Here is a 12,511-nt window from a genome sequence, read left to right as displayed (position 1 = left end):
TACATCAACTTTTAAATGAAGGAGAGTTAATTATTAAATGGGGGCGAAAACTCAAAAATAAAGGCGACGCTGTTATCACAATTTAAATGCACAACAGCTTAGCAAATTAACTTAATATCTTCTTGCTAAATAATTGCTTATGAAGTACTTAGTTAATATTTGCTCAGGAAGTTAAGCCAAAATTTGAACAAAACCTGTTACTGTACTCCTATCTTTCTTCCTCCAGAGCCAAAAATAATTTCACCGTCAGATGTTTGTGGTTCCCAACCGACATCAAAACCCGCTTTCCAAGCGATTTGTCTAGCTTGGCGAAAAGCAGCGAAACTATCAGGTCTTACCAGAAATGCCAGATAATCTTGCTGTAAATCCAATTGAGCTAAAGTCTTTTGATACTCTGAATCTGGTTTAACTAAATCTATAGCTAATTCGCCGCCAGTATTTGATTTGGGGTTATATTTCCATGACATAGATTCTAAATCAACTAATTCGATTTCATAGTTTTTAGTTTCGGCACGAAAATCTTTTAACTGTTGGATTTTGTTGGTAAGACAGTTTTGATAATTTCTTAATTCATCAATATACGCATAACTATCAAGAAAACTTGAGCTATAGCTTGGTTCAACACAAGTAGGTAAGTTACCAACAAAATCTTTTAGTTGTTGAGTAGCTGATTTATTATCTAAATAAATAACTCGATTGCCACGAATTTCAAAGAAATTTACTTTTTTATCGCTTTGACTCACTAAAGGTGTGCGAACTATGGTACTCGATTGAGCAGCCACTAAAGTAATAAAAAGGCTAATGAACATCAACACGCCAACAGTATTAGTCAATATATCTAAAAATGAATCTAGATTTTGTTGGGGACGGTGAGATTTAAAAGAACGCTTTCTTCTCATGTCAGCATCATAATATGTAAGTAAATTTAGCAATTTATCGGCAATTTAAGGTTGTGTTTCAATCTTCAGATTCCATCCTTCATCGATGGGTTCATAGCCAATATCAATTCCTTTGGCTTCAATTAATTCTCGAACTTGCTCAAATACTTTAATTCCATCAGGGCGAAGTGCCACAATTAAATATTGTTTATCTCGATTAGCTTTTACCTCCTGTAATAAGGCTTGTAATGGTGAAGAATAACTATCGATTTCCGATAAAGCTACAAATTTTTGACTAGGATAGATAACAATACCGTCACTACGACATTCTATATAGCGGGGTTGTTTGTTTTGGTTTTGTCCGTTCTCACTTTTAGCAAGGATAGTAATTTGTCTTTGATTACTAAATGTTTGAGCCATCAAAACAATAATTAACAAAATGAGTACGCCTATAGTACAAGCCAAAATCGACAGAAATGGGAACAGTTCAATTTCAATTGCAGAACGAGTAGATAGTCTTTTTGGCATAGGTTTAGGAGCAATTCTCATCTGCTTCCACTAAGGTAATGCGGCGCGGTTTGTTGAGTTGTTCTAGCACTGGTCTTAACAGTGCCAAATTTGACCGCACTTCACCTAAAACTCGTTCTAATTGTGCAGTTTTTTCTAAACTTTGTAAGCTCTGCTCTAAACTGCGTTGGAATTCGACAATTCTAGCAACTTCATGAGCGCAATTTTCCAAAGCAGCAATGCGGCTGTCTAAAGTCGTTGCGGCTTTTTGCAACTGCTCAGTGATATGTTCTGTGTGTGTGTTAAAATCCTGGTTAATGCTTTGGTAATTGTCTAGCACTGCGATGCTAATGTGCTGGATTTCCTTAACAATCTCATGACTAGATTGTTGTTGCTGGGTTAAGGTAGCAATAAAGTTTTCTCGGTCTTTGACAGCCATTTGATTGATAGCATTCATCTGCTGAATCAATTTGTTGGTTGTCACCTGAATTTTACCTACTTCATTCACAAAACCTTTAGCTAACGCTTCTGCGGCTTGTCTAGCATATTCTTGAGCAGGTTGAATCAGCACTTCTGGTGATGGCAGATGCTTTTGAAAAGCCTGCCCAATGGCATCATTAACTATAGCTTTATTTAAACCTTCTCCCTCTTTAAGACGAGGTAAGAGTTTGTCATTGATATAGACATCAATCGCTAGCAGCAAGCGTGATTCTTGTCGCTCTGCTAAAACTAAAGGAATCATTACCAACACGCTGACAAATAAAGCTAAAAGAGTTGTGTCAAAGGCTACAGCTAAACCACTAGTGACAGTGCCAATACCTTGCTTAATTTGTTCAATATCGCTGGACTGTTGCAGAAAACCACTAAAACCATTGACAGCACCACTAATACCAAACACTGTACCGATAAATCCCAACAGAGGAATTGCCCAAACTAAAATTCGGGCTACGGAATAAGAAGTTTCGGCAGTACTACTATAAAATGCCGAATCTTCCATTGCAAATTCAGTAGCTGCTTGACGATTTCCTGAGACAATATAAGCAGCAACAACACGACTATAACGCCTAGCTAATAAACTTTTTTCGTTGGTTAAGGATTGCTGAAGTTTTTCAACTTGAATGGAATTGGGATTATCAAGTGAAATAGTGGCTGGAATTAAATCTTTTTTGAAAGCCTGCAATTCTCTTTGAATTTTAAATAGCTTTAAGATGGTGATAGTCATCACCATACCGCCAAATAAAATAGCTAAAACTTGGGTAAATCCTCTTTCATATAAGAGAATACCTAAAAAGCTATGTTTTATAGGTAGTATAACTGCATAAATACCTAGAGTTACGGCTAATCCTATAACCAAAACTAACCAAATTTTGACATCTAATTCTTGACGGTCTGATTTAGGAGAATATGACAAAGTTTTAGTAGTCATTATCAGTTTAATTTAAATATTTCAAAGACGGTTTTAACTTGGTAACGGTAGTTATCAAGTTAATTAAGAACAGACATCAGCTAATGTATTAATCTTGAATTGCCAGCTAAAGTAAAGCGATCGCATCCTCAAAGCATCGCCCATACCAAAACTGAGCAAGCATGGCTTACTCCCTAAAACTAATTGGTTGATTTCGTAGAACTAATTAAACTGTTCGCCTATTTCCATTTCCTGCAACATTCTCTCAATCTTCTCCATTGCTAGTGGCGATGGAGAAGATCGCCTATTCTCCCAACGGTTAATTGTGGAATAAGTCACATTGAGAGTATTTGCAAACTGTTCCTGCGTTAGCCCAGCCGAAAGCCTTAGCTTACGGATAAGCTGTCCTACCTCTGGCTGTTTGATAGCCAAGGGTTTTTTGATAGTCATGTACCTTTTCGACCCACTAGCTTAAGTAGCGGATGCTATGTTATTTGCTACATCCTAGCTATGCTTAAACCTAGTAATCATCAGTAATCACTCGTAAATAAAACGTTTAGAGAGAGAATTAGTACTTGAAGCACTGATAACACTTCCTAAATGCCCAGCTTCACTGCTGTGAGGAATTGTCACGTTTAATTTAAGCGAGGATAGTTGCTCTATTGCCCGTGTCATTGTTAGCGTTAATCCACTCTGTTGGTATGAGGGCGATCGCTCCTACTGATATATTTCCTCTAAGAATGGGTGTGATTGCTCTTATTGCTAGTGTTCCTGTAATCATCGGGAGAGCGATCGCTATCATCGCTATCCTTTCAACTCATGTACACGTTGCCATTCCTGTTGTGTCACCTTGTAGTTTGTACAGTTAGGCTGACGAATTGCCATCATTGTATTAGCTCATGTGGGGGGATTAGGGCGTGTTTTCAAACTCTAAATTCAATACTGGGAGACTCAAAGACGCAACGACACGGAGAGATTTTTGAATTGAATTTTCCCCGTGTGCCCGCTTTTTATAGTATTATTTGTTACTTTGAAGACACGCCCTAGGGGCGATCAGCATGAGAACGCAGCATAAAATTTTTCGTCAATTATTTTTGCCACTTTGTAACTCAAAAATTATTTTTTTCAAATACCAAACTTTAAAATCGATCAGCAGGTGCATTTCTATCTTTGCTAGCAAATGCACAATAAGCATCTGGACTTTTTTTTCTATAATTACTTAAAAAATTAGCGCAGCTTTGACGTTGCTTAAATTGAGCCGGATAGACTACAAACAAAGATTTACCTGATAAATTGGGGTAATTTGGTATCCAAAAATTACCTGCTTGACTATAACCTTGTCTTTGCAACTTCTGAACTTGCCTATCAGCTTCATCTGATGTTTTAAAAGCAGCGTCAGATATAAAATAAAAGCCAGATAACTGATTATTTTCTGATGAGTATGTATTTAATTTAGCAGGGATATCAACTTTATTAGCAGCATAAAATCTATCAGCAGATGCATTTACATCCTTACTAGCAAATGCACAATATGCTTCAGAACTTTGTTGACTGTAGGTATTGAGAAATTCAGCGCAAGATTGACGTTCATTAAAGATAGCAGGAGACACAACAAACAAAGATTTACCTGATAAATTGGGATAATCTTGTATCCAAAATTTTAATGCTTGATTGTAACCTGCTGTTTTCAACCTGCTCACTTCTTTGTCTGCATCACTAGCATTTTGGTAAGCATTGTCAGATATAAAATAAAAACTATTGATCAGAATATCACTGGTTTTAATTGTCTGACCAGACGCAACTGTAGAAATGGAAGAACTCGTTGGTTTAATTATCTCCCTTTGTGGTGTATTATTTACAGGTACTATAGGTGCCGACTTAGGAGTTGATTGAGATTGTTTCGGACTGGAATTATCAGACTGTGTTGTTTCAGGTTTATTATAATTTATAATTGTAGGTTTAAGAAAGTTAATTGCAGTTACCAGAGATATTACTCCCATACCAACTAAAAATTTTACAATGGCAGACTTGGAAAATAAATTTGGTAGTAGATTGTTAATAGAATCTAAAGTTTTAGGGTTAGAAGTTGACAAATTAAGCGTAACAGGAGTGATTAAGCTCATAACAGCTTGTAATGCTTCACTTGCAGACTCATAACGTTGTCGGAAATCATAACGCACCATTTTGTCTAAAACATCTGCCAGAGCATCGCTAACCTGTACACCATTCCGCCACATAATTTCGCCTGTTCTGGGATCTTCTAATAATTGATGAGGAAATATCCCTGTTAGGGCTTGAATACCAATCATTCCTACAGCATAAACATCACTGCTAAACTTGGGTTTACCCTGGCTTTGTTCACTTGGCATATATCCAGGAGTGCCAATACTTACTGTAGTTAAATTGGTTTGATCTGGCGGATTAACTGTGTAATAACTGATTTGTTTGACTGCGCCAAAATCAATTAAAACAATTTTTCCATCTTGTCTGCGTCTAATATTGTTAGGTTTAAGGTCACGATGGATAACTTTTTGTTGATGAACAAATGCTAAAACTTCTAAAATTTCTTGCAAAAGAGTAAGAACTTGATGTTCATTTAATTTCCTACCAGGAGTTAGTTCATCGTCTAGATTATTACCAGCAATAAATTCTTGAACTAGATAGAATTGTTGATTTTCCTGAAAGTAAGCATAAAGTTGGGGAATTTGAGCATGGCTACCTAACTTTGCTAAAACTTCTGCTTCAGTTTTAAATAAACGTAGAGTTATCTGATTAACTACCTGGGGAATAAGCTGCTTTACAACACACAGAGAATTGCCGGGTAGATGTCTATCTTCAGCCAGGTAAGTATAACCAAATGCTCCACTTCCTAAGTGATTAATAATGTAGTAGCGCCCACTAAGTATTTGCTGTAGCATGAAATTTATGTCTTTTTGGAATTTAGTTAGGATTTTAGCAATTGCATAACATAACCATATGCGATGCTTGCGGCGGGCGTAGCCATCCCCTCGGCTAGTAGATATTATCAACAATCAAAGATATAAAATAGTACTTTTTAGTATTGATATTTTTAATATATGAGATATTTTCTAACCGAATTTAACTTTAATTTTGGTAATTTTCATCATGGTGTGGGTATTTAGTGTAACATTAATTGTTCTAAAACCACCTTGTCGAGTTTCAACAAATTCATAACAAATACTGACTTTACTAAAATCAGAATAGGCATATTATTAAGACCAATCTAAACAACTCTTTGGTATAGGTCTAATTACATCTCGATAATGTTTAAAACCACGTAAATTTAGTTCTGCTTTACGAAATTTAACAAGGGGAATTACTTGTCCGCCAATAGTGCTACTACCAGGCAAAGCTCTGGCTAATCTTAATCTTCCTGAATCACCATTACTCCAGTTTTTTAGTTGATTTTGTTGAAATTCAGAAGCTAATGTTACTTCACTACCTTTATTAATTGGTATAGTTAGATAAACAGCTTCGCCGTTAATAATATTATTTTTAACTATTCCGCTAACGCAAACAGTTGCATATTTAACATTAGTTGGATAATAATAACCAATAATTTTGTTTAATTTCTTCTCAAAAGCAAAACAAGTTACTACAGAAACTCCATCATTTGGTGGAGGATTATCACAATATAAATAGCGTCCATTAGGCAGATTTTGAATGATGAATTGAGCAAATACTGGTAGACAGTAAAGTAAGGTACTAATTACTAAACAAGTAAATATTTTATTTGTAAATGCCATATTTATACTTTAATTATCGAGAGTTTTCAAATTTTTCAACATTCAAAAAATGGACTTACTTTCAGAGCTAAAATTACCTAGCTTTAGGTGCACCCAGAGCAGCACGAATTTCGCGGTCTATCTGTGGTGTAGGTGAATAAAAAACGTGCAGTACAGATTCCCAGTTCCAATATTGATTATTAGTGGATTTACACTGACTTAAAATTTTTTTCATCAATTTTAAGTCTGATGCTGAAATAGAAATTTGTCCTTCACTGCTACCAAACATTAATCCTATAATTTTTCCATTTACTTTGACATCTAATGCCCCTACCAATTGACAAATATCAGTAGTCATGATGTTAAAGCAATAACCTGAATTACATTGATTTAAATTTTCAAATGTCTCTTTAAGTTGCTGTTTAACCTGAGAAACAGATTTGATGGAATTTACTAGCTTTTCCCCTGAAGTTTGAGCCGAAACATGGTTTTGGAGACCCAAAGACAAGACTGTACTAATTATTAATGCTGTGCCAATGCCTAAAATATTTTTCATAAATTTTACATTTTACTGATGCTGATGTTGTAAATACATAAATTTTGAGCCATCGACCGCCCATACCAAAACCGAGCAAGCATGGTTTACTTCCTAGAACTAATTGGCTTATTTAGTAGAACTAATTAAACTGTTCGCCTCTTTCCATTTCCTGCAACATCCTCTCAATCTTCTCCATCGCCAGTGGTGATGGCTTAGTGTGTCCATTTTCCCAACGGTTAAGCGTTGAATATGTAACACCGAGAGTATTTGCAAACTGTTCTTGTGTTAGCCCAGCCGAAAGTCGCACCTTACGGATAAGCTGTCCTACCTCTGGCTGTTTGATAGCCAAGGGTTTTTTGATAGTCATCTACCTTTTCGATCCACTAGTTTAAGTAGCGGATGCTATGTTATTTGCTAGAACGGCAAAATAAACTAGAGTAAGTTTGTAATGGTTGAAATAGGCGTAAATAAGTAAACCAAAATTTTCAACAATAACGAATTTACTAGGTTTGAGTTTTTGCTCTAGCTAACTTTGCCACTCTAGGTTATTTGCTACATCCTAGCTATGCTTAAACCTAGTAATCATCAGTAATCACTCGTAAATAAAACGTTTAGAGAGAAAATTACTACTTTAAGACACTGGTAATATTCTTAAAGTACACGGCTTCACTGCTGTGAGGAATTGTCAAGTTCAATTCTAAGAGGAAAATCAAAGGTGTGTAGGCAAGCATTTACCATAAGCGATCGCCCTTGCCGAACTTTTAGAAATTCATGGCGCTCAACGCCTACTGGCATCTAAGGTTTGGGCAGTTTAATCTGTCTGACATATTTATAATATCGTTTCAAGTGCTCAACGCCTACTGGCATCTAAGGTTTGGGCAGAGCAATCAACGATTGAACTGTTCTCAGATTCACCGGTGCTCAACGCCTACTGGCATCTAAGGTTTGGGCAGAGCTGTATTGTGTGGCAACCTTCAGAAGTAATGAGTGCTCAACGCCTACTTGTAGCGAACTGCAAACATAAACGCTTCAAACTGCAAACAAGGCAATTTTGGCGCGACCATACATCTGTCGCTTTAACATTTTCAGCCGATTAATATGCCCTTCAACGGGGCCATTACTAACTGACATAGTTACACCCGCCTTTACCGCGTCGTAGTCTTCACGCAATCCTTTAGCAAAGCGACAAAAAGCAGTCAGATTGCTCATGAGAGCTTGAGTGAGCCAAGGATCAAGTTGTTCAGGCTGCCGTTGGCGCACAATTTGGGCAAAGCCTTGCGCTAACTCAATAGCTTCAGCTAAATCTGGATGTTGCGCTGTTAGTAGTGCAATTAGTTGCTCCGAATCAAGCAGTTGCGACTCCGGTTTCCGTAGCACTAGCCATACGGCACGACGAGGTGTCAGACAAAGTTTTTTGGGTTGAGTGACTTTTGGTAAAGACTTAAGTGAATACCGTTTTCGTGGCTTGATTCCTTGGACAGTACGGATGCGCCGCGTGTAACGCGCTACAGTATCATAACTACCTTTGTAACCCTGTTGTTGAATTTCCTCAAACAAGACTAAGCCTTCGTGACAACCTTCATTCCAGCGTTTTAGGATATATTCTTGGTATGGAACTAAAATACTTCGACCTCGGCTTCTTCGCCTTTGTGGTTCAACAAAGGTAGGAGTACGTAGATAGCGAAATACACTTGTTACACCAATCCCAACTTGACGGGCTATAGCTTTTCCACTCCAACCTTGATGATGTAAGTCCCAAACTTGCTGATGGATAGCAACTCGTCTAGCACGGCTTTGTTCTGCTAATTGTAGTGCCTGTTGTTCACGGCTTGGTCGTGGTACTCGCACAACTACAGTACCGTCAGTTTGGGTTACTGATGAAAGACTGTATGCCTCATCGATGGCTTTGAGAGCTTGATGATGTGTAGCGAAAACTTGGTTAAGTGTTTCAGCTAAGTTCTGCAATAAGTGAAAACGGTCTGCAACCTGAATGACTTCGGGCGCTCCTTGGCGAATACCACTTTCATAAGTTTTTGATCGATCTCGTGAGACGACTTTGACACCGGGATGAGCTTTTAACCATTCTGCTAAGGTTTCAGCTTTTGCATCTTTGAGTAGAGCAATTGGTCGGCTGCGTTCCAGGTCAATTAGTGCTGTACCGTAGGTTTTACATTTACGAAAACAAAAGTCGTCTACCCCAAGAGTATGTGGGGTTACGATTGGTGGGAGTGGGGCAGCTTTTCAACTTTATCTTTTTCTTTCTTTAGCTTTTTATCTAGCTTGTCTAAATCACTCTCTTTTCTTTTTTGACTTTCTACTATAGCAATCCTAAATGAGAGGCAAACAAGGTTGATATTGTTTTAGTTTAGGAAAATCAAATTTTTGGTGCTCAGTAAAGAAATTAAATAACCATTTGACAACTGGGAATGATTTACAAAGATGCCAAGACTTTCTTAAAAAATTTTTAGCTTGTAACCAAACATCTTATACAGGGTTTTGTTCAGGGCAATTGGGCGCAAATAAAATACAAGTAAATTGCCACTTTGATTCTTCATAACCATGATTGAGTTGTGCCAAGAAGTTTTTGACTTCGGCTGACTTATGATAACTAGCTCCATCCCAAATTAAGGCAATTCTTTTTCCTAAACATTGAGCTTGTAAATACTTCATAAAATTTACAGTATTCTCACCATTACCACCAGAATATGCATGAACAATAAATTCTTTTGTCTGATAATTCAAGGCTCCAAAATACGTTTGTCTTTCTTTTTCATTAAGTATGGGAATTTCAATTCTGATATCTGTTTTTCCCCAGACATATCCACAGACATCGCCCCACAGCAAGTGACACTCATCTACAAAAAAGACAATCAATCTCCCCGACTCGATTTCAGCTTTGTTATGAGTTAAAAAATCCTGAATTTCTTCGCGCTTTTTTCTTACTAATTCTTGGTCAGATTTCGGATTGACTTTCTGTGATTTCTTCCAACTAATTGAGGCATCGGATAGTAGCTCATAATAACTTTGTTTTGACTGATAAATTACACCATACTTCTCATCCAAATAAGTAACTAACTCATCTATATCCCAGTAGTTCTTTTCCTTTAACCAGCTAATGACTTCTGCTCTTGATTGGGGTATTAAATATCCTTGGGTGCCTTGGTAACCTAATTTAATCCCATCTAAACCTTGTGCTAAAAATCGCTTCTTTCATTTTGTAATGCAAGATGGGTGCATCCCTAACAATGTTTGAATTTGTCTATAAGACTCTTCCTGTAATGCCATCTTGACTGCTAATGCTCGTTTTAGTTCTCTCGCATCTGGATTGCTTTGGATAAACTCTGTCAACAGCATTATTTTCTCTGCATGAAGCTGGTCTTCTAACAAAAAGTTTCTCACAGGTATAATCTGATAATTTACTCCTTAGTATAAGATAAAACTTCTCCCTCAGAAGCTCTTGGACAAATTGAGAAAAACCTGCTGCAACTGATAGAACAATTAATAAACAGTTACTAACGGGAGTGATAGAGCGATCGCTCGCATAAACTATTTTGTAGCTCTTGGAGTGTCAACTCGCTCGTTGAGTTCTCGAAGTTGTTGGTTTAATTCCCTTTGCCGTTTGAGCAAAATTTCTAAATCTTCCTTTGTTGCTAAATCTGCCCTATTAGCGGGAATAAAGGCAAAGTTGCACCCTTGGAGCGATCGCCTAAAAAATTCTTAGAGGAAAACTAGCAGACAGGTGATCGCACCCTTTCATCTGGGAACCCTGGTAATAGTTGCGTTCCCAATATCATGAAACAACTCTTAAATTTCCTCAAACCCAAACCAGCCCAACCAACAATCGAAAGCTACGCACAACATTGCTGTGGCATTGAGCAAGAGTAAATTCAATCGATAATGGAGTGGCTTGCCGCTAGTCTATTCGCTGCGGGGTACTTTGGTAAATCTCACATCATTTGGTATGACAGCGATCGCCCCGACCCCAGCCTGGAGCAAACAGTTAAAAAAGTTGTGCGTTCTGGTGAGCCGATATTCTTGTATCGCTGTGGTGGTAGGGCAATGCCACTACCCCAGGGCTACTATTGGCGAATGATGACAGAGCATCCATCATCCCGGATTTATCAATTAGAGATAAAAGATGGGGAGTAATAGAGCGATCGCAACCCTATCTCTTGAAACTGGCGTTATATTACCATGCGAGAACTTCCACCCAGCACAATCTAGGCGATCGCCCCCAATCAAATTCAAGCGAGGAAAATCCAAAAGGAGCGATGGTGTAACCGACCAGTAATATATCCCGTGAATCCAAACAACTCCACGGGATTATTACTAAATAGCAAATCAAAACCATCTTAAATGACCAAGCCCTGCGGACAGGGAATAGGAAATAGGTCTCATTGAGAAATCCTGCCCGAATAATGGGTCACAAGCCCACGACGCGACTGGTTCCCTAATTTTAATTATGGGGATTTCCCTATTACCTTTAATGTATTTCTGATTTGCAATCTAAAATGACTTTGGATCACGAGAAGTAATTTGACTCAAATTTTTGCAGTCTGTTACTAGATATTCTCTTAATTTGGCTTGTAAGTTCTTGTATTCATGTTCATTTATCAAATTCAATTTATGTCCGATAAACTGGTCTGCTTCTGTTAACCAAAAATCAATTTTTGAGTCTTGTTGAGCGATTTCTAGAATATCTGATATACGTTGCGTTTGCTTTTCTGATAAACTGTTTAAACGTGCTAAATACAAGTACTCTAATATAATATTCATTTGCTCATGAGTTAATGATAACTCGGAAATTTTAATTTTTTTGGCAGAATAAAAAGAATCCATTTGCGTTCATCTCCTTGTCACCAAATTCTGTTCGGACTTAAGTATCAATATAGTTATACAATCTATAGTGATACACAGTATCCTGTTTGTTGCCGCTTCGTGAACATATTTGGTTTAGTTAACCTCCTATATATAGTGAAAACTGCTGAATTCTGTGACCTCATATATATAGTGAAAATTTTCAAGTTTTGTGACTGCTAATCCTACTAGTACAGCACGGCGTAAATAAACAGACCATTCAAAATCAACAAAACGCTTACTCTGTCTTAATGCGCGAATTTTGAATTCACGGCGGTACTAGTACAGATAAATTAGGTAAATTTTTACCAAAATGTCACAAATGATTCATTTTTTCACTAAAAGGTAAAGTTACTTCATCATACTCTCTACTCGACCGGCGCTCTAGTGACACCTACCTTGATTTTCGAGAAGACCCCGAACTAGAAGGTAAGCAGTTCGTGGATTTTTTGGGTATTGGAGAAAGCAATGAGCAAGACCGAATGGCACTAAGATATCGGCAAATCCAATATTCATAAGGCTTTTGGGTGTGGGGTGTAGGGTGTGGGGTGTAGTGGCGTTCGCGCAGCGTTGCGTAGCA

14 protein-coding genes and 1 pseudogene are annotated in these 12,511 nt (G+C 37.5%); 2 read left to right on the top strand and 13 right to left on the bottom strand.

The window, feature by feature from the left end; translation table 11 throughout:
- Window positions 1-197 precede the first annotated feature (197 nt).
- The 11 genes and pseudogenes from H6G41_RS33255 to H6G41_RS33205 all read right to left on the bottom strand — a co-directional run bounded on the left by H6G41_RS33255 (window position 198) and on the right by H6G41_RS33205 (window position 10,428).
- Entirely contained in the window at window positions 198-899 is a 702-nt protein-coding gene (locus H6G41_RS33255; protein ID WP_190752562.1) for a hypothetical protein, read from the bottom strand.
- 45 nt (window positions 900-944) lie between these two features.
- Window positions 945-1,406: a hypothetical protein gene (locus H6G41_RS33250; protein ID WP_190752561.1), complete on the bottom strand. Its 462-nt coding sequence runs from the start codon at window positions 1,404-1,406 to the stop codon at window positions 945-947.
- Between the two features lie 4 nt (window positions 1,407-1,410).
- A complete protein-coding gene (locus H6G41_RS33245; protein WP_190752560.1) occupies window positions 1,411-2,811 on the bottom strand; it encodes a MotA/TolQ/ExbB proton channel family protein in 1,401 nt (466 codons plus the stop codon).
- 201 nt (window positions 2,812-3,012) lie between these two features.
- Entirely contained in the window at window positions 3,013-3,240 is a 228-nt protein-coding gene (locus H6G41_RS33240) for a DNA-binding transcriptional regulator (RefSeq protein ID WP_190752559.1), read from the bottom strand.
- A 190-nt stretch (window positions 3,241-3,430) separates the two neighbouring features.
- On the bottom strand, window positions 3,431-3,592 hold the full coding sequence (locus H6G41_RS33235; RefSeq protein ID WP_190752558.1) for a hypothetical protein: 162 nt from the start codon (window positions 3,590-3,592) through the stop codon (window positions 3,431-3,433).
- Between the two features lie 337 nt (window positions 3,593-3,929).
- Window positions 3,930-5,708: a serine/threonine-protein kinase gene (locus tag H6G41_RS33230; RefSeq protein ID WP_190752556.1), complete on the bottom strand. Its 1,779-nt coding sequence runs from the start codon at window positions 5,706-5,708 to the stop codon at window positions 3,930-3,932.
- Window positions 5,709-6,023: 315 nt separating this feature from the next.
- Entirely contained in the window at window positions 6,024-6,557 is a 534-nt protein-coding gene (locus H6G41_RS33225; protein WP_190752555.1) for a hypothetical protein, read from the bottom strand.
- Window positions 6,558-6,630: 73 nt separating this feature from the next.
- The gene (locus H6G41_RS33220) at window positions 6,631-7,092 is read right to left on the bottom strand and encodes a hypothetical protein (RefSeq protein WP_190752554.1); all 462 of its coding nucleotides are present in this window, start codon (window positions 7,090-7,092) and stop codon (window positions 6,631-6,633) included.
- Window positions 7,093-7,213: 121 nt separating this feature from the next.
- Window positions 7,214-7,441 carry a DNA-binding transcriptional regulator gene (locus H6G41_RS33215; RefSeq protein WP_190752553.1) on the bottom strand — a complete coding sequence of 76 codons (228 nt, stop codon included), beginning with the start codon at window positions 7,439-7,441 and terminating at the stop codon, window positions 7,214-7,216.
- Window positions 7,442-8,103: 662 nt separating this feature from the next.
- Entirely contained in the window at window positions 8,104-9,294 is a 1,191-nt protein-coding gene (locus H6G41_RS33210) for an ISL3 family transposase (RefSeq protein WP_308796890.1), read from the bottom strand.
- A gap of 108 nt (window positions 9,295-9,402) precedes the next feature.
- Window positions 9,403-10,428, bottom strand: a pseudogene (locus H6G41_RS33205) (IS630 family transposase).
- Between the two features lie 543 nt (window positions 10,429-10,971).
- Here H6G41_RS33205 and H6G41_RS33200 point away from each other — a divergent pair.
- Both H6G41_RS33200 and H6G41_RS33195 read left to right on the top strand, forming a co-directional pair.
- The gene (locus H6G41_RS33200; RefSeq protein WP_242038140.1) at window positions 10,972-11,223 is read left to right on the top strand and encodes a hypothetical protein; all 252 of its coding nucleotides are present in this window, start codon (window positions 10,972-10,974) and stop codon (window positions 11,221-11,223) included.
- Window positions 11,213-11,365, top strand: a complete 153-nt coding sequence (locus H6G41_RS33195; RefSeq protein ID WP_190752552.1) for a hypothetical protein — start codon at window positions 11,213-11,215, stop codon at window positions 11,363-11,365. Before H6G41_RS33200 ends, H6G41_RS33195 begins: the two co-directional genes overlap by 11 nt.
- A 215-nt stretch (window positions 11,366-11,580) precedes the next feature.
- Here H6G41_RS33195 and H6G41_RS33190 read toward each other — a convergent pair whose 3' ends face one another.
- Both H6G41_RS33190 and H6G41_RS34855 read right to left on the bottom strand, forming a co-directional pair.
- Entirely contained in the window at window positions 11,581-11,913 is a 333-nt protein-coding gene (locus H6G41_RS33190; RefSeq protein WP_190752549.1) for a hypothetical protein, read from the bottom strand.
- A gap of 402 nt (window positions 11,914-12,315) precedes the next feature.
- The coding region (locus H6G41_RS34855; protein ID WP_206756967.1) for a hypothetical protein at window positions 12,316-12,511 on the bottom strand (196 nt) is incomplete at its 5' end.

Source organism: Tolypothrix sp. FACHB-123 (assembly GCF_014697075.1).
In the GTDB taxonomy this organism is placed as follows: Bacteria; Cyanobacteriota; Cyanobacteriia; order Cyanobacteriales; family Nostocaceae; genus Aulosira.
The sequence above is the reverse complement of the archived record's forward strand: the minus strand, read 5'-3'. Positions and strand labels throughout refer to the sequence as shown.